Genomic DNA, 25,919 nt, shown 5'->3' on the forward strand with positions numbered 1-25,919 from the left:
CGGCGCCCGTCGCGCCTTCGACGGCAAGTCGCCGCAATTAGCAGAGCGTGCTGGCCAGTGGGTTGCGGCGGCGTTGCTTCAGCAAGAAAAAGGCAGCAGCCTGGTGCGGTGATCGCGGCATCGCCATCGAAAAGGCGGCTCAGGGCGAACTGGTCGGTGGATCCGGTGGCTTCACTGTGCCGGAAGAGATCGAATCCGAGATCATCGAATACCGAAATAGCCTGGCGGTTTTCAGGCAGGAAGCGCGCATCCGTCAAATGGGTTCAAGCTCACTGTCGGTGCCAAAGCGCACTGGTGCGCTTGCCGGGTACTACATCGGCGAAAATGTCCCCCTCACGGAGTCTGATAACGCTTGGGGCAACATAGAGCACGTGGCGAAGAAAGCCTGCGGCGCTGACCCGTCTCTCAAGCGAAATGTGGGAGGATTCCGCCGCGGATCTCGGCGCGTTCTTCGTGGAGGAACTCAGCGCTTGCTCCGCTGATTTGGAAGATGACGCTGGCTTCAACGGCGACGGCACGTCCACCTACGCGGGCATTTCGGGCATCTGCCCCAAGTTCGTTGCTGGTCTTGGTGGCGCAAGCCAGCTTGCCGGTGCGGTCGTTGCGACCTCCGCCCATGATACTTTCGAGGAAATTGATGCAACCGACATTGCCGCTCTGATGGCGGCGCTGCCCGAACGGTACTGGACCAGTGCGAAGTTCTACGTTTCTGGGTATGGCGCCGCAAAGTGCTTTGCCAGGATCGGTGCCACGGTCGGCGGCTGGATCATGACCGCAAATGGGTTGCGGCCGATGCTCTCGTTCATGGGCTTCCCAATCGTCCTGAGCCCGAAGTTGCCCGGCTCTGGTGATCTTAGCAATCGTGTCATGATCGTTTTTGGCGACATGCGTGCCGCTGTTTCCTTCGGCTCGCGCAAGGGCGTCTCTGTGGCGGTGAGCCAAAATCGCTATTTCGACCTAGATCAAATCGGCGTCCGAGGAATCGAGCGCTACGACATCAATTGCCATGGTGTTGGCGATGCCACAACGGCGGGGCCTCTCGTTGCTCTGATCGGAAACTGAACATGGCTGAGTTGAAACACTTCTCCCCGACGACAATCCTGAAGACTGCTGGCGCCGGAATTGGTCCGCGCCAGGTTAAAGCGATCGTGAGCACAGGCGAACTCGACCGCATGGGCGACATCATCGACCAGGCTGGCATCCGGCTCGACGCCTTTCGTAAGTCGCCGACCGTATTTTGGGGGCACGATACCAACGTGCCAATTGCCAAGGCGCTTTCGATTGGAATCGAGCTGGGCAAGCTGACGGCCTTAGTCCAATTCCCTGATCCGGGAGTCTCCGCAAAAGCGGACGAGATTTATGGCCTCGTCCGGGCCGGCATCGTCAACTCGACTAGCGTTGGTTTCGTGCCGTTGAAAGCGGTGCCGATCGACCCTTCGAAGCCGTATGGCGGGCAGCGTTTTACGAGCTGCGAACTGCTGGAATTCAGTTTTGTAGGGGTTCCGGCCAACGCCGGTGCCCTAATTACGGGGCGCTCGGCCAGCCAGACGCCGCGCCTCGACGCGGCCAAGCGCCGCTTCGCGCATCTCAGCCGGTAACAACATCAAGATTGGGAAGCCAAGAGACGGGCAAACCCAGGCCGGCGGCAGGGTTCATGAGGGGGCTCAACCGCCGGCCTTTCTTTACAACCACAAGGAATACCAAATGCAGAACCAAGACCGGCAAACCGGCACCGTCGTGACCTGGGTCGACAACGCAGCGTTCGGATTCGCAGCACCCCACGATGGCGGCCCAGATTTGTTCATCCACGTCACCCAACTGCCTAGTGGCACCGACGGGCTGCGCATCGGCCAGCGCGTTTCATACCTTGCCCAACTAGACCAGCGCACAGGCAAGCAGCGAGCCGTGAACGTCGAGGTCATCGACCGATGAGCGGCAAGGTCCACAGCGCGGCGGGTGGCGACTCGTTCGTTGTAGAATCCGGCGGCCAAATGCTCATCGAAAGCGGCGGTCGCTTAGTCGCTGAAGCCGGCTCGCTCGTTGAGATCATGCCGCGGTGGAAGACCTTTCCCTTGACGACACACGCCATCTCGCCTCTCGAAGCGGGAGTGCTAGTCAAGACCACGAACAGCAACCCAGTGTCGATCACTGTCCCGCCTGGCATTGCGCTTGCGGCACCGGTCACGGTGCACCAGCTCGGCGCTGGTCAGGTGACGTTCGTTGAAGGGTCTGGCGTCAACATCCGCACCCCAGAGACGTTGAAGATCGCAAAGCAAGGCGCTGCCGTCACCCTCTCCGCCACTGACATCGCCGACGAATACGTGTTGGCCGGATATCTCGAACGGACGGCATGACTACAACCCGGAGTGGTAGGCGGTCTAAAAAGGTTTGTGGCCGAACCCCTTGGGACCGCTTCGGGGCTTACCTTTGCTAAACGTCCAGTTTTTTTGTTTCTGAAGAAGGTTTTTCATGGCAGCGCGAGGCAGAAAATCGACCGCCAGCTTGGCAATCCAGACCGTCAACATCGGTCAGGCGACCACGTTGCGACCGGCAGAAGGCCTGTCGGAAGCCGAGGCCGCGCTGTGGTTCGACATGATCGCGTGCATGCCGTCTGGCTTCTTTCGGCCGGAAAATGCCGAACTCCTGGCGAGCTATGTGAGGCATTCTGTTTCGGCGCGCGACTTGTCCAAGATGGTCGCGGATTTTCACCCCGAATGGTTGGTGAAGGAAGGCGGCCTCGAGAGATTCGACAGGCTGCTGAAGATGCGCGAGCGGGAGTCGCGCGCAGCATCGGCTGCGGCTCGTTCCCTGCGAATGACGCCGCAATCCCAGCAAGATCCGAAGACTGCCGCTCGCAAGCGAAACAGCGGCTGGGAACCTAGCGCTTACGAAATGATGGCCAATGACTAAAGACAAGAAAGCACTGAAACGCTGCATGGAAATAGCATCCCGCGATCCCAGCCGCGCCGGACAACTCGCCGACATGCTGAAGGATCGGCCATGGGAAGAAGTGGCGGCGTTCGCCTGCTATTGCGTGCAATCCCAGGCGCTGAATTTGAAGCCCCACGAAACCGCCCCGGCCTTCGCTGATATTCTCTATCCCGAGGGGATCCGGCGCGATCCCGATGCCGGCGCGCTTCAAGACAAGATGCTGGCCGCCGGCCTATCGGTCTTCGAACCGGACCCTCTTTTTGCACTAAGGAACAACAGATGAACACAGCACGTGACACGCTCACCGCAGCGTTTAAAACAATGAAGAAGACCGCGATAGCTGCCCACGCACTCGACATGGCTGACGAACTCGAGCGCATGCACTACGCCTTTGGCAACGCGATCGAAGGGATGAACGCCGCCGCCGCCGCAGTCGGTTCCTTCGAAGAACTTGTTCGCATCATGAAGGCTGACATTCGAACCGCCAGCAATCTCTTCCAGAGCGGCAGGAAGCGCGCAGCGCGAGAACTGTTGTTGAGGATGGCGGCCACCCCTGACTTGGACCAGATCACCTTGCCGACGCATCAGGTGGAATGGTCGGCGGCGGTGTTCAACCCTGCAGATGCGCAGGCTCGTCACTAATGGCCGATGAAGTCGTCGTAACAGAACTCACTATCGACGCGCGAGGTGCAGAAGCCGGCTCTGCCGCCTACGTCAAAGCGATGAAGTCCGCGCAGGCCGCCTACGACAAGGCGATGGATAGCGCCAACGCTGCGACTGAGGCGGTTGCAAAGCAGACCACGGTCATGACCGGTGGGGCTAACTCTATCACATCTACCGCGCGCGCTTGGGACCGCTTCAAGGCATCAGTCGACCCAGCCTTTCAAGCAACGCAGCGGATGGAACGCGCACTCCTCACCGCTGACGCAGCTGCAAAGAAGCTCGGTGTCGACCAGAACGAAATCAACCGCGTTATGGACTTGGCTCGCGTGAAGCACCTTGGCACCGCCGTTGCGGTCGAGGAAGGCGCACGGGCAGCGACTATGGGCGCTACCCAATGGGCGTCGCTAGGCCACGCTGCGCGCTCTGCAGCCGAGAGTATCGCCATGGGACAGTCGCCGATGATGGTGATGACTCAGCAAGCCAATCATCTCTCCTACGCCATGAGCGGGCCGCAGGGGCTAATCGCGGCATCGGCTGGTGTGCGTGCTGCGTTTGGCACATGGTTGACCACAATCCCCGGCATGCTCTCCACGGCAGGTGTGGCCGCAGTCGCAGCGGTTGCCGTCTACATGGCTGCTACCCGCGAGAAGATTCTGTCAGTTGATGAGATTCTTGAGGGGCACAAGAAGCTGCTCGACGAGGTCGCCAACACCTACCCGCACCTCACTGAAGCATTGAAGAAATACGCGGACGAGGCTGCGAAGCTCCCCGGCTCCGTTATTGCTGCCGATGCGAAGACACAGATCGAAAACGATCAACGGTCTTTGGCAGCATCCTTGGACCATCTTAAGGTGGATCTGCGCGACCTGGCCAGGGCGTCTGATGTGGTCGGCACCTCTGGTGCAGAGGCATTTGGCAAGATCGCAGATACGATCGATGCCGGAAACGTCAATGTCGACAAGCTGGTAGCCTCTGTCGGCGATCTGCGCCTCGATCCGTCACTAACGCCGGATGCGCACCACTTCGCTGATGGCCTCCAGGCCGCGGTCAACGAAGTGAAGAAGCTCCAGGACATCCTTGACAAAGACCAGGGCATAAAGCGCATTGGTCCCGATGGCCAGAAGGCCACGCAGACCCTTGCCGAGGTTTCCGCCGGCTTCAAGGATGTCTCGGCCAAGGCCGGCACGGCAGACGCGACGATCGCCAAGCTGTTCGGCGATGCGAGCGCCTCCAGCGGATTCGGCGTCAGCAAGTCGCTGCAATCGACGCTGGGGCAATTCGAACAGATTGACCAGGCTGTCCAACACGCCAGGCAGGACCAGTTGCAGGGCATGCTCAGCCTCGAGCAGCAATATCGGAACACCACCACGCAGGTCGATACGCTGAAGCAGGCCATCGCGACGGCCGGCAGCAAAGAGAATATGGCTGCTTTCTTCGATGACACCTCCAAAATCAAGGACGCCAGCGCCGACATCACCAGCGCGACGTCGACCGTGACGAAGCTGTTTGACGCGCTCAACCGCGGCGGAACGAGCGTTCAGAACGTCTACGCGGGCCTCGATATGGTGCGGCAGACGCTCATCCGCGACGGCTTCGGCGTCGACGCCGTCAATAAGTTCATCGACAGCTTGGTCCGTACCCGGATGCAGTTGGACGCCGACACGGCCGGCGCAAAGCAGCTTGGTGCCGCGGTTCAAGCCCTCAAGGACAAGACCGTCACCATAACAGTCGTGACGCAGCAGGTGGGCACAGGTACGAAGTCGATTTACGATGTGCCAGGCGGCCCTGTAGGGGTCACCAGATATGGCGGCGATGGCAATCCAAGCTTCACGCAGCAGTCCTATCAGGTGCCCAGCGGCTCCGGCACCAGTGGCGTTACAGTCACCCGTTTCGGAGGCACACGCGCAGCAGGCGGCCCTGTGTCGGCTAGCACGCCCTATTGGGTAGGTGAGCATGGTCCTGAGCTTGTCGTGCCGCAGAACGCTGGCACGGTAATCCCCAACGCCCAGTCGATGGCGCTGGCCAATCCTCAATCCGCCTTTACCGGCCGCGAAGCCACGCGCGAGCAGGACCGCATCTGGACCGTCCTCCTCAACATCGAAGCGAACACTCGCAAGACTTATGAGGGTGTGGATAAGTGGGGGTCAGTAGCACCTACAGCTCCGGCGGGTCTTCGTCTGGCTCAACTGGCACCATGACCAAGGTCGGCGGTGACCTGTACGATCTGAACGGGTTGAACGCCGCAGGTCACACTGCTGCGCAGGTAGCGGCCTTCAGAGATATTCTGACCTCCGCAATGTCCAACTATTCGGCTATCGGCGGCATGGGCCTCATCGGCTATGGGGCAAACGCCCTGGCGGCCACGCCACAGCAGATCGCCTACAACCTGGCCTATGGCGGCGGGCAATCAGTCGGCATCCCGGCGAATTCCAGAGTAGGGCCATCCGCCCCTACAGCACTGCATGGCGGCGATCCGTACAACGCCATGCTCAACGGGATTAGCCCAAGTTCTCCAGGCTATGCTGCGGCATATGCGCAGGCGCTTGCCGCATCGAACAAGGCGGCCGGCTTCTCGACGGGCGGTATGATCGGCGGCGATTCCCGTGACACGCAGAAGGTCGAGTTCTTCAAGCGACCTTCTGAGCGGGTGATCATCGCAGACAACGACCAGTTGGATGATCAGCGCAGTGGGGGGTGCGATCGGGTGGTGGAAGCCAGCGGCCTATCCAGTTCAGCCAGACCAACCATTGGAACGGCAATGCGCCGCCGTCAAAGGACAGTCTAGCCGCTGTCCGTCGGGCAACGGCACTTGGCTTCCAGGATGCGCAAAGGTCGCAATATGGTCGCTAAAGCTGTGCCCTGGCTGGCCTTCACGCTTTCCGTTGGCCTCGTGTTGGCGCTGGCGTGGCCGTTCTAGAAATCGCTGGGCTTGCCCTGGCGCCGCCGTCGACTGCGGATGTACCAGCGACGGCGGACTAAAGCGGGCGGTTTATCCACAGCTAGTCCACAACCGTGGACGACGGGCAATCGGTTAACGACAAGAGCGCCTTCCCGAACTAATGTTAGGGCGGGCTCAATTGCCCTCCAAAAGCGCACTCAGCCCGTTGCCACGATGGGACAGGCAGCGGGCTTTTTTTGAAGCGGCCGGCGATCAATGCCCTGAGGCTTAACCGAATTGCCTCCGAGGTCGAGTCCGGGAGGGAAGCATGCAGGACCAGCGTTTCGATGAGCCGGTGCGGGTTGCGCTCGGCAGATCAAAGAACACGACTTTCAAGGTTGAGCGCGTCGCCCAGGCCGCGGACATCCTGCTAAACCGCTGGCCTGTGAAGACGGGCCGCTGTCACGTTGCCGCCCGCAAGGCATGCTTGGGCGTGCTCGAGGGGCTAAAAGAGGCCGGCTATGCCCGCGCCGCCTTCGTCAATGCGGCGATCGAGGCAGATATTCTTAGGGACCCGGATTGATAGACCTTGCCGACGCCACCAATATCAGGAATATAATCCTCCCGTTGCGGCGATCCCCTCAAAACGGAGATCGCCAATGGCCAGGTCAAAACCCTCAAAGCAGTTATCGCAGGCTGAAATCGAACGCTTTCTAGCAGCAGCGGAAGCGCTGCACCTAAGCATCGTCAAACCGTTCATATCCCCGTTCTGCGACCACTACAGGCAGACGCGTGTCTTGCATGAGGTGCTGTTGAAGGCCGTGCGGGACGTCACCGGGGCGGAAGTCCCGTTCATCCGGTGGAAACACCACGGGACCGGTGCGACCCCCTTTAAGCTAATTGCGTGATTGCTAATATACTAATATTCAATCAGCGCGGGGGAATGCTCCCGCAGTGGCCGGTGTATCGGGGAGATTGTCCTGGTTAATGGCCTCAGCCATGATACGACCGGACGTTTTGATCAGAGCCGTGACGGAAATAGCTTGTGGCTCCCCGATCCCATTTCACCTTGGCATTGTGATAGGTGACTTCAACGACGGTCCCGCACTCCGTCCCACGAGTACGTATCACGCGCTGCCCTAGCTTTAGAGCGGCGGGCCTATTGGATTCGGAGGATTTTGTCAGTAGCACAGGCCTTTCTCCCTTTGGGGGCGAAAGCACCTGAGTTGACTTCCAAGCGCCCGTTTGCCGGATAAGGCGGGCGACTTGGGGATTGTACGCTTCCGACAATCTATTAGCGAGTCATTCCGCTGGGGGAACCCGTAACGGTAAGTTGCGTTGTGACGCCAAGGGACAACTTTTGATGAGCGACGAGCAGCGCAAGCAGCCGACCGCAGCGGACGAACTTATCCGTAGGTTGGTCAAAGAGACCGGGATAACCGAAGCGCAGGCTCGGGAGCTTGTCCTGTTCCTCGGCTACAACTGGTCATCGTTGGTGCGAGAAGCCCGGATGCTGAAGGAACCTTAGAACGGGTGCGCGCCGTTTGGTTTCCAGTCCTTCACTACCCCGTCAAGAGCCATCTTGATATGGTCTGGGCTATCGATGCCACCAGTGAAAAGAGCGATCAGGCGCCGCGCCAGATGCTCGCGGGCTGGGTGTGTGCCTTCCATGCCAGCTTGCTCGCAATAATCGTCCAAAATCCTGGTGAGTGTTGCCAGCTGAATTTCGTCAGCCGTTCCGCGAATGGTCATCTCGCATACTCCCTATTGGGCGAAAGCGTGATCGACTCTTTCAAGCGCTCTTTGCCATTGAAGACCGAGCGACAAAGGAAGGGTACGCTTCCGACAATCGGTTAGCGAGTCATTCCGTTGTCTAGTTTGTCACACCCTTAATTTCTGATGTTTACCAGGGATGCCCTTCCGCAGCCTCATCCCAGCCCGCCGCCGTTCTTTTGAGGGCCTCAGCCCGCCAGCGCGCGACCGACAGCAATTCCAATTCCAATAGCAAGGCCTGTCGCGAGCTTGCCGCCGAGTTCAATGGCAATGGCGCCAACTACGCCGCGCCAATCCCTGCGGTGGGGCAGTGCCAGCGCCTTGGAGAGTTCATCGAAGGTACGGTCGTGTTTTCATGGTGTCATCCTGCCGTTGGCCAGATGACGTATTGATCCACAAAATAACGGTAGAGTCCACATGGATTCTCCCAAATACATTTAGGCGTTTTCGCATATTCAATCCTGATACTTAAGGCGAAAACGCCTTGGAGCGAAGTTGTGTAAACGCCTTGTTTCTTGGACAAAAAATGTGAAAACGCCTAGTTGCTAGGCGAAAGCGCCTTGCCGAGTGGATAGCGAAAATAAATATTGTGAAGGTTCTTGCAACCGGTCCGATTCTCGGCCATGCTTTTAGACAAGGGTAAGGGGTTAACTGCAAAAAAAGGTCGAAACGGCGCGGACCAAGATCGTCTTGGCCGGGGTGGCAAGCCATGTCCAAGGCTAAGCGCCTAAAAGCTTGCCAGCGATCTCCAGTCGCCTCTCTCCCCCGGCAGCCGGGCCATCCGGCGTGGGGCCTGGAGAGGCCAAACTGGAGAACTGAGAATGACCGTTTTAGATGAAGGTCAGGAATTTCACTCGAGTAGCAGCGCGGCTAACGCCGAACAGCCGCCAACCACCTGGCGCTTCAAGCTAGGCCAGTGCATCTCCCACAAAGACCAAATCTTACCGTCGCTTGTTATGGGGCGGGTTAAGACCAGCAAAGGGCGCGAGGTGTACGGCCTGCGCTCTTTTATGAACGTGGATCCGAACCGCGACAGGATGATACTGGGTGACAGCCTGGTGGACGTCGTACCGGGCAGCGAGCCGTGCTTAGAGTGCTTGCTGCATCAGACGGCGTTGTGTCCTGCATGTTGGCTGGCCGACGCCTAACCGCTCCCACATCACAACGACAGAACCCCGCCTAGTGCGGGGTTTCTATTTGCTGAAATTCTGCTGCCCAGCGGCCAAGCTCCGCGCCGCATCCTCTATTGCCGCCCGGTCATCGCCCAGCCGGTCTATAAGGTCTTGTGCCTGATCGCCGGTGATGCCGGTTCGCATCGCCAGGGCCTCGACGGTCATGACGTCAGAAATGGAGGTCTCGCCGCGGCGCGGCTTCTTTGCCTTGCTCGATAACGCGGTAGTGGTGCCTTGGCGGGCCTCCAGTGCAGCCTCGCGCTCGATTTCAGCCTCAGCTTGGTGCCAATGTTTCTCCGGATCGCCATGCACGCCGCCTTCGCGCTCCCAAATTTCGTATGCGCGTCGCTGAATTGCTTCGTCCCGTTCGTCGTCCATGGTGATGCTCCGTGTTGATATCAACCAACGCTGAGCGCGACGGAATGATCCAGCACGGAATGGGTGATTTTTCTTGTATGGCCCCACCACGAAAAAACCCGCTGCCGGGAGGGGTTGGCAGCGGGTTGATTTCAAGCTCGCGGGGGGAGCTTGGTTCGCGCCATCGCTTGGGGGGGGTTGATGGCCGACAGCTAATAAAGTATCGGCTGCAATGACGCGCTGCAATTGTACGAGGGTATTGCCGCCCTAAGCGAAGGTGCTACGGGCATACGTCGCGCGGTAGGCGTGACGGCGAATAAGGGTACGAGGCCCGACGTCCGCATGAGGGACAAACAAATGCTCCGCCGTCACGAGACTCAACCTATCGGACTAGGGAAGGTTCCGAGGCTGCTGGAGCGACTGCTCTGGGCCTCGCGAGGCTCGCTGGCTACAATGTGGCTAGAAATTTTATAGCCACCTCTGGGGGAAACGGCTAAGCCTTTGTTTTTAATGGTCGGAGTGGCCGGATTCGAACCGACGACCCCTTGACCCCCAGTCAAGTGCGCTACCGGGCTGCGCTACACTCCGGACCGGTCGCGATGTATCGTGATAACCCCGCCCGGGTCAACCGAAATTCGGTGTTTATCGCGCGATCGCCGATACGCCCGGAAATGCCGGCCGCAACAGCCGCTGATGGCGGTATTCCAGCGCGATGGCACCCCAGATCAGGCCGAGCAGCAGATACATATGGCGCCAGTGATCGATGTCGATGAAGGTGCCGAGCCCGATATTGCCGATGAAGGCGACATAGGCGCACAGGAGATAGGGCTGCCACGGCCGGTCGCGCAGCAGGATGCGGAACCCGGCCACTATGGTCCAGGCGACCAGCGTCAGGAACGACACGAAGCCGAGCCAGCCATAGTCCATCAGCATTTTCAGCCAGATGTCGTGCGTGTCCTCGCCGAACATCTTGCCGAAGACCAGCGGCCCGATGCCAAACGGACGCTCCATCGCCATCTGGAAGCCGATTCCGTAGCGGGCGAAGCGGCCGAGGCGGGCGGTGTCATAGCTCTGTTCGAGATGCGCGCGGCTGGAGAACATCTCCGACACGCCGGGCAGTTGCAGGATGACGATGATGGCGATCGTCAGCAGTGACAGCGCGGCGATGGTCATGATCACCACGCGCAGCCGGAACTTGCCGCTGGCGCTCTGCAGGAACAGGCAGCCGGTGAGCAGCACGGCAGAGACGGCGAACATGCCCCAGGCGCCGCGCGAGAAAGAGAAGAAGATGCCCAATGTGATGATCAGCAGCGGCACCGCCAGCAACGGCATGCGCGAGACCGAACCGGTCAGGATCAGATAGAGCAGATAGATGCCGGGCAGCACCAGAAACGGCCCGAAAACGTTCGGGTCCTGGAAGGCACCAGCGGCGCGATCGTATTTGGTGAACATCTCGGCGCCGGGGAAGGCATGGAAATAGCCTGCTATGCCGAGCAGCGAGGTCGCCACCGCCGAGACGACATAGGCATTGAAGATCAGCCGGTAGAGGCCTGGCTGTGTGGCGGTGACGGAGGCGAAGAACACCGCGCTGAAGGCAAGAAACAGCGACACGGAGAGATAGAGCGGCGTGAAGGCGAGGTCCGCCATCTGCGTCATCGAAATCATGCCGCCGATGTTCATCGTCACCAGCAGCACCAGCAGCGGCATGGCCGCGCGGGAAATCCGCAAGCCGAAGAGCGCCCAGATGGCGATCAGCCCGGCCATGTAGATTTCGTAAGGCGCCGGCTCGCTGATGACGAAGCCGGACAGAAGGATACCGACCACCACCGCAGCGGAAGAAATCAGCGCGATCAGCTTGGCGTTGACCGCGGCTCGCGGCAGCTCATGGGAAATCGCGCTCAATAGGCGTTTTCCGTGTTGAGCAGCCGGACCGGCGTCAGGAACAGGATTCTGAGATCGAACAGCAGCGACCAGTTCTCGATGTAGTAGAGGTCGTACTCTGTCCGCATGCGGATCTTCTCGTTGGTGTCCATCTCGCCGCGCCAGCCATTGATCTGCGCCCAGCCGGTGACGCCGGGCTTGACCTTGTGGCGGGCGAAATAGCCGTCGACCACCTCGTTGTAGAGGAGGTTGTGCGATTGCGCGGCAATCGCGTGCGGACGCGGGCCGATCAGCGACAGCGAGCCCAGCAGCGAATTGACGAACTGCGGCAGTTCGTCGATCGACGTCTTGCGGATGAAGCGGCCGACGCGGGTGACGCGCGGATCGTTCTTGGTCACCGTCTGCTTGGCGGTCGGATCCGACCGGTCGGTGTACATCGAGCGGAACTTGTAGACCTCGATGATCTCGTTGTTGAAGCCGTGCCGCTTCTGCTTGAACAGCACCGGTCCCTTGCTGTCGAGTTTTATGGCGATCGCGGTCGCCAGCATCACCGGCGAGAAGACGATGATGCCGATCAGCGAGAAGATTATGTCGAAGGCGCGCTTGGCGACCGAATCCCAGTCGTTGATCGGCTTGTCGAATATGTCGAGCATCGGCACCGAGCCGATGAAGGAATAGGCGCGCGGGCGAAACTGCAGCGCGTTGGAATGCGCCGAAAGCCGGATATCGACCGGCAGCACCCACAGCTTCTTCAACAGCTGCAGCACACGCGTTTCGGCGGTCAACGGCAGCGATACGATCAGCATGTCGATGCGGGCGATGCGGGCGAATTCGATCAGTTCCGAAATGGTGCCGAGCTTGGGATAGCCGGCGACGATCGGCGGCGAGCGCTTGTCTGAGCGGTCATCGAAGATGCCGCAGATGCGGATGTCGTTGTAAGGCTGCTTCTCGACCGAGCGGATCAGGACTTCCGCCGCCTTGCCGCCGCCGACGATGACGGCGCGCCGCTCCATGCGTCCATCGCGTGCCCAGCGCCGGATCAGTCTCGACATCACCAGCCTGAGGCCGAAGAGGAGGACGAAGCCGACGACGAACCAGGTGCCGAACAAAAGCCGCGAATAGTCTTCCGACATCTTCATGGCAAAGGCCGTCAACGCCATCAGCGCGAAGGCGCCGGCCCAGGCCAACAGGATCCGGCCAAAGTTGGCGATCGGCCGCATCAGGGAGACGACCTGGTAACAGTCGGTGACATCGAGCAGCACCACGGCGAGGAACGACGCGGCGGCCATCGTCACCGGATATTGCCAGGCGAGGTAATTGAAGAACCCGACAAAGTAGAAATAGACGCAGAGCCCCGAAAGGAACAGCACCCCGAATTCGATCATGCGCAGGACGCCGCTGACCATGATCGGCGACATCGTATCGCGCCGGTATTGCGACGCGACCTGCCGGGCAACGTCGTTCATGCCGCCGGGCGCATCGCCATCGGCCGGGCCGTCGAATTTACGCACCGCTTCGGGTGAAAAGCGGTGCGCGGGATCGATCTCATTCATGGAACAGTCCGCAAGCTTCCCCAGGGTGATTAGCAAAAGAGAGCTAAGAAACCCTTGAAACAACGCATGGCTTTGGAAAGGCCTGGGCGTTACCTGTCGAGCGCGGCGAAATAGGCCTTCTCGATTTCGGCGGCCATGACGTCGGCGCCGAAGCGCGCCCTGAGGCCGGCGCCATCGGGCATCAGCCTGCCATAGGCGGCAAGGTCGGCCAGCGCCTCGCTCATCTTGTCGGCGAGTTCGAGCGGATCGGGCCGGATCAAGGCAAGGGAGTCGGAACCGAAGATCTCCGGTATGCCGCCGACGGCGGTGGCGATCATCGGTCTCGCCGCGGCAAGTGTCTCCAGCACGATATAGGGCATGGCTTCCGCGCGGGAGGGAACGACGACGAGCGCCGCCAGCGCGAAGGCCTCCCTGGCCGGCATGGGCGGCAGGAAGCGGACATGGGCTTGAAGCCCCAGGCGCTCCACTTGCGCGTGGTAGCGCGGCAGGTCGTCACCATCGCCGACCATCACCGCGGTCAGCGCGCGGCCAAGCCGGGGACCGGCGGCGGCCAGGGCGTCGATGAAGATGTCGGGTCCCTTCAGGTCCCGCATCATGCCGATATAGAGCAGATCCGCTGCGTCCGGTGTGATGAGTACCGGCTCGAATTCGGCGGCGCGCAGTCCGTTGTAGACCAGCATGTTGGGGATCGGCGGCTCGCCCACCTTCCTGCGATAGGCCCGCCGCTCGTAGTCCGAGACGAACAGCAGGCAATCGGTGAAGCGCGCCATGGAGCGCTCCAGCGCGAAGAACAGCTTCCCCGTGGCTGTCGTTTCGTCATAGTGGAGGGAGCCGCCATGCGGCGAATAAAGGCGGGCTACGCGAGACCTTGATACCCGCAACAATGAGCCGAACAGACGGGCATAGGCGCCACCCTTGGCGCCGTGCCCGTGCAACACGTCCGGCCGCAATTCCTTGATGATCCTGTAGGTGCGCCGGGCCGAGGCGAGATCGCCCGGGCCGACATGGCGCTGCATTGGCGTGCGATGGATGCCGAGCGCCAGCATGTCCTTCATCTGCTCGAACAGGTGCTCCTCGAATTCGCCGCCGGTGGTCGAGTCGCAGACGATGCCCACCACATGGCCGGCGGCGACCTGCGCTTCGGTCAGGTCGCGCACATGCCGGAAAATTCCTCCGACGGGTGAACGAAAGCAGTGGACGATCCTGAGCTTGTCCGCCACGTGGTGTCTGTCAGAACAGGCGTTCGCGGACGTAGACGGTATCTCCGGGCAGCAGCGGATCGGACGTGACCACGCGGCCGGTCATCACCTTGCCGTTGATGTCGCGGGTGATGTCGACGCTTTCCTGGTTGGCGCGCGCCGAGAAGCCGCCGGCAATGGCGATGGCCTTCTGCACGGTCAGGCCGGGCACATAGGAATACTGGCCGGCAGCCCCCACTTCGCCCATGACGAAGATCGGCCGGTAGCGATCAATCTCGACCGAGACGTCGGGGTCGCGCAGATAGCCTTGCCGCAATTTGTCGGCGATCTCTTTTTCCATCTGCTGCGCGGTGTGGCCACGCGCAGGAATGGCGCCGACGAGCGGGAAGGAGAGGTAGCCGGACTGGTCGACACTGTAGGTGTTGGTCAGCCCGTCCTGCTCGAACACGGTGACGCGGATGCGGTCGCCGGCGCCGAGACGATAGGGTTGATCGAGAACCTCGTGGAAGGCGGCCGGCGTCGGCCGGTAACTGGAGCAGCCGGCGAGCATCGATACGGCAAGCAGAGCGTGAAAGAGGGAAGCAGTGCTTTTCATGACCGGATACGTACCTTCGACTGGCCGCTGCGGCGTCGCAGCAAACATCTGGGATCGGGTTCGTTATCATCCTGTTAGGGTTAATGGCCGGTAAAGGAGCCGGCCGATAGCGCTGCGCGAAGCAAGGGTTTTGCCATTTTTATCGATTTTCTTGGGTGCTTGCAGTAATCCCTAACGGAGTATTACCGCGATCTTAACGGCTGAGTTACCATAGTTGTTTACGGTGCACCCTGACCCAGTTTCGGAGTAGGGATGCATGTCCGTTCAGTCCGCGGCCGCAGATGTCGACGTTGACCTCAGGCAGCTCTTCGCCAGCCTGGCGAGGAACTGGCTGCGCATATTGCTCTTCGTTCTGGTGGTGACGGGTCTGGCGTTTGCCTTCGCTTCGTTCGCGACCAAGCACTACAAGGCCCAGACGCAGGTGGAAATCGCACCGCGCGAATCCGTCTACACCCGTCCGGCCGGCAGCAACAATGACGGCGACAAGCCGATCCTCGACGAGCAAGGCGTCGCCACCCAGGTCCAGATCATTTCGTCCAACGAAATCCTCAAACAGGTGGCGCAGAAGCTCGGCCTGGGGCGACTGCCTGAGTTCGACGAAACGATCAACATGTCGTCGCTGAGCCGCGTGCTGATCCTGCTTGGGCTGAAGAACGACCCGATGGATGTTCCGGCCGACGAGCGCGTGTTGAAGAAGATGCGCGAGAAGCTCAACGTCTTTGGCGTTGAAAAGACCCGCATCATCGCCATCGAGTTCTCCTCCGAGGACCCGAAGCTCGCCGCCGCCATCCCCGACGCCATTGCCGCTGCCTATATTGCCGGGCAGGGCGCGGCCAAGAGCGAGATCGAACACCGCCGCCGCGGACTTTCTGGCGCCCGAGATCGCCGATCTGTCGAAGCAGGTCAGGGATGCCGAGGCCAAGGTCGCGGCCTACCGCGGCCAATCAGACCTGTTGATGGGCGGCAACAATGCCACCCTGGCCACCCAGCAACTGGCCGAGCTGTCGACCGAATTGTCGCGGGTGCGGGCCAACCGCGCCGCGCCGAAGGCACTGCCGACAACGTGCGCAAGGCGCTGCAGAATGGCGGCTCGCTCGACTCGCTGCCGGAAGTGCTGTCGTCCGACCTGATCCAGCGTTTGCGGGAGCGGCAGGTCGAGTTGCGCGCCACCATCGCCGACTTGTCGACGACGATGCTCGACAACCATCCGCGCGTTCGCGCCGCGAAGTCACAGCTCGCCGATCTCGACGCGCAGATCCGCAGCGAAGCCCAGAAGATCATGAAGGGCCTGGTGATGCAGGCCGATGCGGCCAAGGCGCGCGAAAGCCAGCTCATCTCCGACGTCAATCAACTGAAGGCAGCGTCGGCACAGGCAGGCAACGAGCAGGTCGGTCTCGACGCGCTGCAGCGCGATGCGGCCGCCAAGCGCCAGCAGCTCGAACTCTATCTGACCAACTACCGCGAGGCGGCATCGCGTCAGGACCGCAACTATGTGCCGGTCGACGCCCGGGTTTCCTCACCGGCCTCGGTGCCCTCCGAGCCATACTTCCCCAAGGTCGGGCCGATCGTTGGCGCGGCTGCGGCGGCTTCGCTTCTGCTGGCGGCTATATTCACGCTGCTCAAGGAGCTCTTCTCGGGCCGCGCCATGCGCCCAGCCCCGGGCGCCCGTTTCGCGCCGATCGACGAAGTGGAGATGCCGCCGACTGCCTACCAGGAGCAGGCGGTTCCGCAGCCATCCGTCCGCCTGGAGCCGGCCGTCGCCAGTGAGTTCGCCAATCGTGCCGCCGGGGCGCCATGGCCCGAAACAGTGACGGAGCCGGAGATGGTGGTGCAGCCGGTGCCCGTTGCCGAGCCCGATCCGGCCGCCAAGGCCGAGCCTGTCGCAGAGGCCGCATCCGTGGCCGAGCCGGAGCCCGTTATAAAGGCCGAGCGGCCGCGCTCGGTGCTTGGCGAGATCGACATCGAGAAGGCCGCGGAAAAGCTGATCGCCAGCGGGGCCGCGCGCGCCATATTCGTGTCGCCCGAAGGCGACGAGGCGGCCGCGTCGGCGATCCTGGTGGCGCGCGAAGTGTCCGACGCCGGCCTGCGCGTGCTGCTGCTCGACCTCACCGCCTCGGGTGCTGCTTCGCGGCCGATGCTGGACAGCGGGCTTTTCCCGGGGATCACCGATCTGCTCGCCTCGCAGGCGCAGTTCAGCGACGTCATCCATGCCGATCTCTATTCCGACTGCCACGTCATTCCCGTCGGCACCGCCGATCCGGTTCGCGCCATGCGCGCCGCCGACCGGCTGCCGATCATCATGCAGTCGCTGACCACCGCCTATGATCTTGTGGTGGTCGAATGCGGGCCGGCCGATGCGCAAGGCATCAGCCGCCTGGGCGGCGAGGCCACCGAAGTGTTCCTGTCCATGCTCGAGCCGGACGACGAGGTGACGAAAGCCGCGGTCAAGCTGATCGAGAGCGGCTACCCCGACCTGACGCTGGTGACGCCGCTTGGCCACGAACCGCCGGGCACGCCGGGACGGCGCTCCGCGGCCTGAAAGCCGCGCCCTCGGCCTATCCCAACTCCAGCGTCGTCACCCCGAATATCCTGTTGGCATCGAGCTTTGGCGGGGGGCCTTTGTACATGCGGGTGGTGCTGAAGGTCGGTGCGAAACCCGCCGCCTCGAGCGCCGCGATGAAATCCACCTGGGTGGCCGGGACGTCGATGTTCAATTCGCCACCCTCGCATACGCTCGCCAGCTCTCCGACCAATTCAAGTGCTGTCTGCGCGTCGTCGGCGAAGAGCGGGCCGATCTTGAAGCCGCTGCGGCAGGATCGCGCCACCGCATAGCCGGCCGTTCCCCGCGATGTGATCGCTGTCAGGGCACGGTGAGGCGGCAGCAACCATCGCTGCAGGAAAGAGCGCCGGGGTGCGGGAAAGCAAAGCGCGTCATATCCGATGATGTCGGGCACAGGCTGCGCGGTCACGATACGAGGCCGATCGGCGCCGACGGGCAAGGCCGTAGGGCGTCCGCTGTAACGGATGGTCTCGTAGACCGGCTTGAACCCCTTGCTCCGGTAGTTGGACTGCTGCTCTTCGACGCCGTCGAGGCCGATGGTGCGCCCGGCCAGCCTGTCCATGCCCGCGGTCCAAACCGCCTTGCCGTAGCCCTTGCCGCGCATGTCCGGACGGCAGATGTAGAGCCCGATGAACCCAAAATCGGGGCCATAGGCCACCGCCGAGATCGCGGCGACCATGTCGTTGCCGACAAAAGCACCGATGAAACCCTCTGGATCCGCCGCCTGGAACATCGCCGCGTCTTCAAGGCCGGGGTTCCAGCCCTCCGCCGCCGCCCAGTCGATGAGGTCGGCCAATTCCCCCAGCGACAGCGTGCGGATGGTCGGTTCCATGTGCTCACTCCGCGGCGACAGCTCCGGGCGAGAACGATTTCAGCATACCACGATAGGGCTTGGCCAGCGGGCTGGCATAGGCACCGCGCTTCGATGTCGACAGGCCGAGCGCAATCAGCGCTTCGGCCTGCTTGATCGCGGCGCCGACACCGTCGATGACCGGCAGACCGAAATCGGCCTGCAACTGATGGGCAAGGTCGGCCATGCCGGCGCAGCCAAGCACAATGGCCTCGGCACGATCCTCCTCCACAGCGCGGGCGATTTCGTCGCGCAGCTTACCGACCGCGCCTGATGCCGGATCCTCGAGCGCCAGCACCGGAATGTCGGCGGCCCGCACACGCGCCCGTCCTGCCATGCCGTAGCGCTGCACCAGCCCCTCCACCGGCACGCGCGAGCGTTCGGTGGTGGTGACGACGGTGAAACGCTGGGCGATGAAGGAGGCCATGCTGAGTGCCGCCTCGCAAATACCGATGACGGGGATGGCGGCCATGGCCCGCGCGGCGTCGAGGCCGGTGTCGTCGAAACAGGCGATGACCGCGGCTTGAGCACCGACGCGTTCGCCGGCGGCGATCTCCATCAGTAGGCCCGGCACGGCCAGCGCCTCGTCATAATAGCCCTCGATCGAAGCTGGTCCCGTTGATGAGGTGACGGCGACGATTTCGGTCCAGGCGCCGGCGACTGCGCGCGCCGCCGCACCGATGGTCTCGGTCATGCTGGCCGTCGTATTGGGGTTCACCACCAGGATCTGCACGGTCACGCTCTCGCCCGGCGGCGGCCGACGTAGAGGATGGCACCCAGCGTCGCCAGGATCACCAGGAACGAAAACACGGTGGTCACCGTGCCCAGCGCATAGAGCACCGGCGTCGTGACATTGGTGGTCATGCCATAGATCTCGAGCGGCAGCGTGTTGAAGGTTCCCGATGTCATCAGCGTGCGGGCGAACTCGTCATACGAGAGCGTGAAGCCGAACAGGCCGACCCCGATCAGGCTCGGCGCGATCATCGGAAGCACGACATGGACGAAGGTCTGCCAGGAGGTGGCGCCAAGATCGCGCGCGGCCTCCTCGTAAGCCGGCGAGAAGCGGTTGAAGACGGCGAACATGATGAGCACGCCGAACGGCAAGGTCCAGGTCAGATGCGCGCCGAAGGCCGACGTATACCAGGCAGGGCGCAAGCCGACCTGCTGGAAGACCACGCCGATGCCCAGCGAGATGATGATGGAGGGCACGACGAGACTGGCCACCGCCAGATAGAAAAGTGCTGTGGCGCCGCGAAATTTTTGCCGGAAGGCAAGGCCGGCGAGCAGCGACACGATGACGGTGACGATCATCACCATCAGGCCCAGCACCAGCGAACGCTTGAAGCTGCCGCCGAAATCGCCAACCGCCTGGCGTTCGAACAGATTGGCGAACCAGTGCAGCGACACGCCGTTGAGCGGGAAGGTGAGGCCGCCGGTCTCGCCCTGGAAGGAGAGGATCAGGATCGCCGACAGCGGACCGTAGAGGAACAGCACGAACAGCGCGAAGAAGGCCGCGAGCACGTAGAATTCGAGGGTGCGTTTTTCGTGGCTCACGTCAAAGCTCCCGGCGGATATCGACGATGCGCAGGATGCCGGCGACCATCAGAAGCACCAGCACCAAAAGCACCACGGCGTTGGCGGCTGCGGCCGGATATTGCAGCAGCGACATCTGGTTCTTCATCATCAGCGCAACAGATGCGCTCTGGCCGCCCGACATCACCTGCACGGTGGAGAAATCGGCCATCACCAGCGTGACGACGAAAATGGTGCCGATCGCCATGCCGGGCTTCGCCAGCGGAATGATGACGTTCCACAGCACCTGCCAGCCGGAGGCCCCAGCATCGCGTGCGGCCTCGACCAGCGAGCGGTCGATGCGCATCAGCGTGTTGAAGATCGGCGTCACCATGAACAGCGTGTAGAGATGCACCATGGCCAGCACGACCGCGAATTCGGAATAGAGCAGCCATTCGATGGGTTTTGGCACCAGTCCCAGATGCACCAGCGTCGAGTTGATCAGCCCGTTGCGGCCGAGCACCGGGATCCACGAGATCATGCGGATGATGTTGGAGGTCAGGAACGGCACGGTGCAGACCAGGAACAGCACCATCTGCATGGCTGTCGTGCGGATGTGGAAGGCGAGGAAATAGGCGACCCAGAAGCCGATGAACAAGGTCAGCGCCCAGACGATGGCCGCGAATTTGATGGTGTTGAGATAGGTCTTCCAGGTGACCCAGGAGCCCAGCACATCGGAATAGTTGGTGGTCAGGAAATCCGGATACATGGCGGCGAAGTCGTAATCCCAGAAGGACACGACGACGATCATGATGATGGGCAAAAGCAGGAACGCGCCGAGGATCAGCGCCAGCGGAGCCGACTGCAGATAGGGCGTGACGGCGCCGAGCGAAAAGCGGCGGCCTCGCCTGGTGGGGCTGGCGGCGATGGTGGGGCGTTCGAGCGCGACTGTCATCAATTCTCCCGGTGCAGGTTCGCGGTGCGGGCAGAGCGGGCACCTTCTCCCTTTGTGGGGTCCGAAGGACGGGGCGAGACCCGTGGCTCGCCCCGGGGCGGTGGCCTCACGAAGTGAGGTCGGATGAGGGGTGCTCCAGGGAACACCAACGTCTCACTCCGCTGGAACACCCCTCATCCGTCTCGGCGCTACGCGTCGATCCCCCTCCTCCCACAAGGGGAGAAGGGGAAGAGGAGGGGCGCTTGTTTCCTTACGCCGCGATGAACTCGTTCCAGCGCTTCACCATGTAGCGGTCCTCGTCCATCACCGAATTCCAGCAGGCGACCTTGCCCATGCGCTCCTCGAACGAGCCGCCGTCGCGCACGGCGCCGGCCTTTTCCATGACGGTGCCGTCGGGTGCCTTGATCTCGCCCTTGGCCGGCTTGCCCTCGATCCAGTAGCCCCACTCGTCCTCGGTCATGAACTTCTTGGCCGAGACCATGTTGGCCGAGTAGTAGCCCTGGCGGTTGAGGTAGCCGCCGACCCAACCCGACGTGTACCAGTTGATGTATTCATAGGCCGCGTCGAGCTCGGCGCCCTTGAGATGGGCGGCAAGGCCAAGGCCGCCGCCCCATGAGCGGTAACCTTCCTTGAGCGGCTGGAAGCGGCAAGGGATGCCCTTGGAACGCACGGCGGCCACCGCCGGCGACCACATGGACTGGATGACCACTTCGCCCGACGCCATCAGATTGACGCTCTCGTCGAAGGACTTCCAGAAGGCGCGGAACTGACCGCCCTGCTTGGCCTTGATCAGGAAGTCGATCGTCTTGTCGATCTCGTCCTTGGTCATGTTGCCCTTGTCGGCATATTTGATGTTGCCGGTGGCTTCCATGATCATGGCGGCATCCATGATGCCGATGGACGGGATGTTGAGGATGGCGGTCTTGCCCTTGAAGGCCGGGTCCATAATGTCGGCCCAGGTGGTGATGTCGCGACCGACGAGGTCGGGGCGGATGCCCAGCGTATCGGCGTTGTAGATGGTCGGCACCATGGTGAACCAGTTGGTCGGCGCCTTGGCGAAGGTCTTGGAGTCCTGTGCCTCGACATAGCCGACCGTGTGCGGCGCCGTGCCCTGGGCGATCACGCTGTCGGGGGTGAGTTTGCCGGTTTTGAACAGCGGCACCAGCTCGTCGTAATATTTCAGCTTGCTGACATCCATCGGCTGCAGCACGCCGGTGGGGAACACCTTCTTGCAGATCCAGTATTCGATATCGGCGATGTCGTAGCTGTCGGGCTGGGTCACGGCGCGCTGCGCGGCGGCGTCGGAATCCGTCGCCGTCATCTCCAGCGTGATGCCGAGGTCGGCCTTGCACTTGTCAGCGATGGCGTTGAGGTTCGACACGCCGGTGCCGAATTGGCGCAGCGTGATGTTGGACTGCGCCCAGATGGTCGGGAAGCCGGTGATGACGCCCGAGCCGGCGGCGAGGCCAACGGCGGCGGCACCTGTCTTGAGCAGAGAGCGGCGCGAAATGCCAGTCTTGGTTTCTTTGGTGTTTGTCATGTCTATTCCCCTGTCTTGTTTTGCTTGGTTGGAGTCATGAATGAAGGCGGCCGAGCACGATCGCGTCTTGCGGATCCCAGGCGAGCGGTACGGCGTCGCCAATGGCGACGGGTTTGGCGAAGAAGTCGGAATCGTCGACGATGACGGTGAAATCGTCGATGCCGGCACCGGTAACGGAAAGTTTCACGGTGGCGCCGCGATACTCGATGTTGGCGACGATGCCGGTGAAGCCGAGGCCGGGCGAGGGCGCGTCGCCGATGCGCACATGGTCGGTGCGGATGGCGATGTCGATCGGCGCTCCCGCTTCCTGCGGTGCACCGCTGGCGGCGAGCGAGCCGCCGCCATTGACGCCGAAGGTGACCATGCCGTCCTGGCTGCCGGTGACCCGGCCGGAGATGACATTGTGGTCGCCCATGAAGCGGGCGACGAAAGCCGTGGCCGGCCGCTCGAAGACGTGGCGGGGCGGGGCCGCCTGTTCGATGCGGCCGTCATTCATCACCACGATCAGGTCCGCCAAGGCCATGGCCTCCTCCTGGCTGTGGGTGACGTGGACGAAGGTGATGCCGAGCGACGTCTGCAGCTTCTTCAACTCGGCCCGCATGCGGATCTTCAGGAACGGATCGAGCGCCGAAAGCGGCTCGTCGAGCAGCAGCGCCTCGGGATCGGTGATCAGGGCGCGAGCCAGCGCGACGCGCTGCTGCTGGCCGCCGGAAAGCTGTGCCGGGCGTCGCGTCGCATAGGCTTCCATCTGCATCAGTTTGAGCATGTCGAGCGCCTTGGCGCGGCGCTCACCCTTGTCGACGCCCTTCATCTTCAGGCTGAAGGCGACATTGTCGATGAGGTCGAGATGCGGAAACAGCGCGTAGGACTGGAACATCATCGCCGTGCCGCGCTTGGCCGGCGGCAGGTCGGTGACGACGGTGTTGCCGAGGCGGACATCGCCGGACGAGATGCTTTCGTGGCCGGCGATCATGCGCAGCGTCGAGGTCTTGCCGCAGCCGGAGGGGCCGAGCAGGCAGCAATAGGTGCCCGCCGGTATCTTCAGGCTGATGTCCTCGACGGCGGTCGTCGTTCCATAGATTTTCGAAACGGACACGATGTCGATCTCGGCGGCTTTGGACATTCAGACTTCCCTTTTGGTCGCATTAACCAATGCATCATGCGTGCCAATATCGGAGCGACCGGCCAAGTATTTGAATTGTCTTAAAAATCAGGGTTCCTGGGCATTGCCTGTCAGGCGAGCCATCTTGCGCATTGCACAAATAATGGGCGATTGTGCGCGATCTGCACAAGAATCGTATGCAATCTTTTTTGCCTTCGTGTCCACTTTGCCTCTCGTACGACAAGGATGAGTCGCGTTAGAAGGGTGCGGGAACATCGCCATGAACATCGCCGACCAGATCTATTCCGCCACCGACAGCGCCACGCAGGATCGCGCTCAGGCGATCCGCGACCAGCTGCGCGACGCCATCGTCGATCGTCGGCTGGCGCCGGGCACCAAACTGTCGGAAGGCGAGGTCGGCACGCTGTTCGACGTGTCGCGCACTGTCGCCCGCGCGGCCTTGCAGATGCTGTCGTTCGAAGGCCTGGTGCGCACCGAGCGCAACCGCGGCGCGTTCGTCGCCAACCCGTCGCCCGAGGAAGCACGTCAGGTCTTCGCTTCGCGCCGGTTGATCGAACCAGGCATTGCCATCGCCGCCTGCGGGCGCGTCACATCAGCCGACATCGTCGCCTTCAGGGCGCAACTCGACGAGGAAGGCCGCTTCATCGCCGAGCGCGGCCCGAATGCGCGACGCTCCGAGATCAAGGCGTCGGGCGATTTCCATTTGTTGCTGGCTTCGGTCGCCGGCAACGCCATCCTGCAGCGCTTCATGGAGGAGCTGGTAGCACGTTCGTCGCTGGTCATCGCGCTTTACGGGCGGTCCGGTGTGTCAGCCTGCGGTCACAGCGAGCACACGGAAATTGTCGGTGCACTGGAAAGCAGCGATTGCGAACGGGCGAGCCGGCTGATGCTGCATCACATCGATCACATCGAGGCCGATCTCGATCTGCGCGTCAGGGCGGGCCCAGCGCTCAAGGAAGCTCTCAATTTCTGAGAGTTAGCTCTCGTCCTCGCCAGCCGTGGGCGCTGCCTGCCCAACCGCCTTGCGGCGCAGCATCTTGGTCAGCTTCCAGATCGTCGGGCTGTTCTTGACGAAAGCCTTCAGCCGTGCGCCCTGGCGAAGCGTCTGCGCCAGCGCGCGGCCCTTCAGCGTCAGCGGCACCAGCACTTCGAAATGCCGGGTTTCGAGATCGCACCACTGCCGCTTGTAGGGCTCGTCGCCGACGGAGAAATCATAGACGGCAAAACCGGTCTCACAGGCTTCCTGGATGTTGTCGAAGAACAGGAAATCACCGGGACTGCTGTGCGCGAGATCGTCCTCGGCGATCGCGCCGAACTCACAGATCAGGCGTTTGCCGGAACGGCTCGACCCGGTGACGGCGCGCAGCTTGCCGGCGACCTCCAGCCCGTGCAGCACGAAAGTCGGCGGGTCCCAGGCCAGCGCTTGCGTGAACAGCCCCCGGAAAAAGGCGCGGGTCTGATCGTCGCCGAAGACATTGGCAATGCCCATCTTGCGAAAGCGGTGCTCCTTCATGTCGAAGAAGGCGTCGAGCAGCCTGTCCACCTCGTCCGCGCTGCGCGCCTCGATGCGCCGGTGGCTGCCGACAGCCTCGAATTTGCGCGTCTGTGAACGATGCTTCTTGCGTTTGCGCTTGCCGCTGGCGCGCAGCAGCAGCGCATCGAAGCCACCGGCAAGGTCGACGGCCAGCGAAAGATTGGGGCTGGCGAAATGATCGAGCGATGCGAGCGGGTTGGCGATGCCGTCGAGATCGGGCAGCAGTCGTTCCAGCGTGATGAGATCGATGTCCGGACGGGCCCTGGCGATGGCTGCAAGCATCAAGCGGATAGCCGCGCTATCCGCCTTGGCCAGCCATTGCGGATCGGCGGCGGCGAAATTGCCGTTGGCGTGGCGGCCACCCATGAAACGGGCGACCCGAAACGGGCCCTGGTTGACGACTTCCAGAGCCAGGGCGAAGACCGGTTTGCCTTCGAGCGTGAGCGTCGCCACGACAAGATCAGGCTTGAGCTGAGCGGCCCAGTTCAGGATCCATGTCGCGCCCTGTGCCGGCGCGCTAAGCGCCGAGCGGCAGAACCCCGCATAGGCCGCCAGCCCGTCGGCCGCGGCAACGGAAACCGACAGCCCCTGGGCATCCTTCGGCAGGGCGCGTGGCGAAGCCTCGGTCGCCGCGAGCCGATTGCCGTCAAATGACGCCATTGCGTCAACCATACCTCAATCCTTAAGGCGTATTGATCCCGATTTGGGGGGCGCTCAGGCGTATTCCGTGCTTGGATCAGCCTAGGCGCAAAAGGTGAATGAATGATCGACGGTGGGGAGGCAATCCGGAAGCTGGCGCTCAACGTCGCGCGCTATACCGGCCTCGCACCGCTGGCCAGGCCG

The 25,919-nt window shown here is 62.1% G+C and carries 27 protein-coding genes, 1 tRNA gene and 2 pseudogenes; 16 read left to right on the forward strand and 14 right to left on the reverse strand.

The window, feature by feature from the left end; genetic code table 11:
- Positions 1-47 precede the first annotated feature (47 nt).
- The 13 genes and pseudogenes from HB778_RS42865 (at position 48) to HB778_RS27305 (ending at position 8,000) form a co-directional block, all read left to right on the forward strand.
- Complete coding sequence (locus HB778_RS42865; protein ID WP_183458441.1) at positions 48-482, forward strand: phage major capsid protein; 435 nt, start codon at positions 48-50, stop codon at positions 480-482.
- A complete protein-coding gene (locus tag HB778_RS42870; RefSeq protein ID WP_183458444.1) occupies positions 415-1,062 on the forward strand; it encodes a phage major capsid protein in 648 nt (215 codons plus the stop codon). Before HB778_RS42865 ends, HB778_RS42870 begins: the two co-directional genes overlap by 68 nt.
- A gap of 2 nt (positions 1,063-1,064) precedes the next feature.
- Positions 1,065-1,598, forward strand: a complete 534-nt coding sequence (locus HB778_RS27255) for an HK97 family phage prohead protease (RefSeq protein WP_183458446.1) — start codon at positions 1,065-1,067, stop codon at positions 1,596-1,598.
- A gap of 106 nt (positions 1,599-1,704) precedes the next feature.
- Positions 1,705-1,932: a cold-shock protein gene (locus tag HB778_RS27260; RefSeq protein WP_183458448.1), complete on the forward strand. Its 228-nt coding sequence runs from the start codon at positions 1,705-1,707 to the stop codon at positions 1,930-1,932.
- Positions 1,929-2,354, forward strand: coding sequence for a hypothetical protein (locus tag HB778_RS27265; protein ID WP_183458450.1), 426 nt, complete (start codon positions 1,929-1,931; stop codon positions 2,352-2,354). Before HB778_RS27260 ends, HB778_RS27265 begins: the two co-directional genes overlap by 4 nt.
- Before the next feature lie 115 nt (positions 2,355-2,469).
- Complete coding sequence (locus HB778_RS27270) at positions 2,470-2,910, forward strand: hypothetical protein (protein ID WP_183458452.1); 441 nt, start codon at positions 2,470-2,472, stop codon at positions 2,908-2,910.
- A complete protein-coding gene (locus tag HB778_RS27275) occupies positions 2,903-3,214 on the forward strand; it encodes a hypothetical protein (RefSeq protein ID WP_183458454.1) in 312 nt (103 codons plus the stop codon). The genes HB778_RS27270 and HB778_RS27275 overlap by 8 nt, the downstream gene beginning before the upstream one ends.
- On the forward strand, positions 3,211-3,573 hold the full coding sequence (locus HB778_RS27280) for a hypothetical protein (RefSeq protein WP_183458456.1): 363 nt from the start codon (positions 3,211-3,213) through the stop codon (positions 3,571-3,573). The genes HB778_RS27275 and HB778_RS27280 overlap by 4 nt, the downstream gene beginning before the upstream one ends.
- Entirely contained in the window at positions 3,573-5,792 is a 2,220-nt protein-coding gene (locus tag HB778_RS27285) for a hypothetical protein (protein WP_183458458.1), read from the forward strand. Before HB778_RS27280 ends, HB778_RS27285 begins: the two co-directional genes overlap by 1 nt.
- On the forward strand, positions 5,789-6,379 hold the full coding sequence (locus HB778_RS27290) for a hypothetical protein (RefSeq protein ID WP_183458460.1): 591 nt from the start codon (positions 5,789-5,791) through the stop codon (positions 6,377-6,379). Before HB778_RS27285 ends, HB778_RS27290 begins: the two co-directional genes overlap by 4 nt.
- A gap of 421 nt (positions 6,380-6,800) precedes the next feature.
- The gene (locus tag HB778_RS27295; RefSeq protein ID WP_057144974.1) at positions 6,801-7,055 is read left to right on the forward strand and encodes a DUF982 domain-containing protein; all 255 of its coding nucleotides are present in this window, start codon (positions 6,801-6,803) and stop codon (positions 7,053-7,055) included.
- 76 nt (positions 7,056-7,131) lie between these two features.
- Positions 7,132-7,372: pseudogene (locus HB778_RS27300) on the forward strand (hypothetical protein).
- 463 nt (positions 7,373-7,835) lie between these two features.
- Positions 7,836-8,000, forward strand: coding sequence for a hypothetical protein (locus tag HB778_RS27305; RefSeq protein ID WP_183458464.1), 165 nt, complete (start codon positions 7,836-7,838; stop codon positions 7,998-8,000).
- On the opposite strand, the gene HB778_RS27310 is transcribed toward HB778_RS27305, so the two are convergent.
- Entirely contained in the window at positions 7,997-8,224 is a 228-nt protein-coding gene (locus HB778_RS27310; protein WP_183458465.1) for a hypothetical protein, read from the reverse strand. The two genes, HB778_RS27305 and HB778_RS27310, sit on opposite strands and share 4 nt — an antisense overlap.
- Before the next feature lie 842 nt (positions 8,225-9,066).
- Here HB778_RS27310 and HB778_RS27315 point away from each other — a divergent pair.
- Positions 9,067-9,393: a hypothetical protein gene (locus tag HB778_RS27315; RefSeq protein ID WP_183458466.1), complete on the forward strand. Its 327-nt coding sequence runs from the start codon at positions 9,067-9,069 to the stop codon at positions 9,391-9,393.
- Positions 9,394-9,438: 45 nt separating this feature from the next.
- Here HB778_RS27315 and HB778_RS27320 read toward each other — a convergent pair whose 3' ends face one another.
- The 6 genes from HB778_RS27320 to HB778_RS27345 all read right to left on the reverse strand — a co-directional run bounded on the left by HB778_RS27320 (position 9,439) and on the right by HB778_RS27345 (position 15,002).
- On the reverse strand, positions 9,439-9,795 hold the full coding sequence (locus HB778_RS27320; RefSeq protein WP_183458467.1) for a DUF2934 domain-containing protein: 357 nt from the start codon (positions 9,793-9,795) through the stop codon (positions 9,439-9,441).
- A 490-nt stretch (positions 9,796-10,285) separates the two neighbouring features.
- A tRNA-Pro gene (locus HB778_RS27325) sits at positions 10,286-10,362 on the reverse strand.
- Between the two features lie 54 nt (positions 10,363-10,416).
- Positions 10,417-11,676, reverse strand: a complete 1,260-nt coding sequence (locus HB778_RS27330) for an O-antigen ligase family protein (RefSeq protein WP_183458468.1) — start codon at positions 11,674-11,676, stop codon at positions 10,417-10,419.
- Positions 11,673-13,208, reverse strand: a complete 1,536-nt coding sequence (locus HB778_RS27335) for an undecaprenyl-phosphate glucose phosphotransferase (RefSeq protein WP_183458469.1) — start codon at positions 13,206-13,208, stop codon at positions 11,673-11,675. The genes HB778_RS27330 and HB778_RS27335 overlap by 4 nt, the downstream gene beginning before the upstream one ends.
- Positions 13,209-13,297: 89 nt before the next feature.
- Positions 13,298-14,428 (reverse strand): glycosyltransferase family 4 protein, encoded by a 1,131-nt coding sequence (locus tag HB778_RS27340; RefSeq protein WP_183458471.1) that lies wholly within the window; start codon positions 14,426-14,428, stop codon positions 13,298-13,300.
- Positions 14,429-14,438: 10 nt separating this feature from the next.
- Positions 14,439-15,002 carry a polysaccharide biosynthesis/export family protein gene (locus HB778_RS27345; protein WP_183458472.1) on the reverse strand — a complete coding sequence of 188 codons (564 nt, stop codon included), beginning with the start codon at positions 15,000-15,002 and terminating at the stop codon, positions 14,439-14,441.
- A gap of 256 nt (positions 15,003-15,258) precedes the next feature.
- Between HB778_RS27345 and HB778_RS27350 the strand changes: the two are divergent.
- Positions 15,259-17,541: pseudogene (locus HB778_RS27350) on the forward strand (GumC family protein).
- Between the two features lie 16 nt (positions 17,542-17,557).
- Here HB778_RS27350 and HB778_RS27355 read toward each other — a convergent pair.
- The 6 genes from HB778_RS27355 to HB778_RS27380 all read right to left on the reverse strand — a co-directional run bounded on the left by HB778_RS27355 (position 17,558) and on the right by HB778_RS27380 (position 23,542).
- Positions 17,558-18,394, reverse strand: coding sequence for a GNAT family N-acetyltransferase (locus HB778_RS27355; RefSeq protein WP_183458474.1), 837 nt, complete (start codon positions 18,392-18,394; stop codon positions 17,558-17,560).
- 4 nt (positions 18,395-18,398) lie between these two features.
- A complete protein-coding gene (locus tag HB778_RS27360; protein WP_183465244.1) occupies positions 18,399-19,145 on the reverse strand; it encodes an aspartate/glutamate racemase family protein in 747 nt (248 codons plus the stop codon).
- A gap of 2 nt (positions 19,146-19,147) precedes the next feature.
- Positions 19,148-19,966, reverse strand: a complete 819-nt coding sequence (locus tag HB778_RS27365; protein ID WP_183458476.1) for an ABC transporter permease — start codon at positions 19,964-19,966, stop codon at positions 19,148-19,150.
- A 1-nt stretch (position 19,967) separates the two neighbouring features.
- Positions 19,968-20,879 (reverse strand): ABC transporter permease, encoded by a 912-nt coding sequence (locus tag HB778_RS27370; RefSeq protein ID WP_183458478.1) that lies wholly within the window; start codon positions 20,877-20,879, stop codon positions 19,968-19,970.
- A 250-nt stretch (positions 20,880-21,129) separates the two neighbouring features.
- Positions 21,130-22,419 carry an ABC transporter substrate-binding protein gene (locus HB778_RS27375; RefSeq protein ID WP_183458480.1) on the reverse strand — a complete coding sequence of 430 codons (1,290 nt, stop codon included), beginning with the start codon at positions 22,417-22,419 and terminating at the stop codon, positions 21,130-21,132.
- Between the two features lie 34 nt (positions 22,420-22,453).
- Positions 22,454-23,542: an ABC transporter ATP-binding protein gene (locus HB778_RS27380; RefSeq protein WP_183458482.1), complete on the reverse strand. Its 1,089-nt coding sequence runs from the start codon at positions 23,540-23,542 to the stop codon at positions 22,454-22,456.
- 259 nt (positions 23,543-23,801) lie between these two features.
- Here HB778_RS27380 and HB778_RS27385 point away from each other — a divergent pair, with 259 nt between their 5' ends.
- Positions 23,802-24,515 (forward strand): GntR family transcriptional regulator, encoded by a 714-nt coding sequence (locus HB778_RS27385; protein WP_183458484.1) that lies wholly within the window; start codon positions 23,802-23,804, stop codon positions 24,513-24,515.
- A 3-nt stretch (positions 24,516-24,518) separates the two neighbouring features.
- Here HB778_RS27385 and HB778_RS27390 read toward each other — a convergent pair whose 3' ends face one another.
- The gene (locus HB778_RS27390) at positions 24,519-25,748 is read right to left on the reverse strand and encodes a GNAT family N-acetyltransferase (RefSeq protein WP_183458486.1); all 1,230 of its coding nucleotides are present in this window, start codon (positions 25,746-25,748) and stop codon (positions 24,519-24,521) included.
- Positions 25,749-25,919 lie beyond the last annotated feature (171 nt).

The sequence above is a fragment of the Mesorhizobium huakuii genome (genome assembly GCF_014189455.1).
Taxonomy (GTDB): Bacteria; Pseudomonadota; Alphaproteobacteria; order Rhizobiales; family Rhizobiaceae; genus Mesorhizobium; species Mesorhizobium huakuii_A.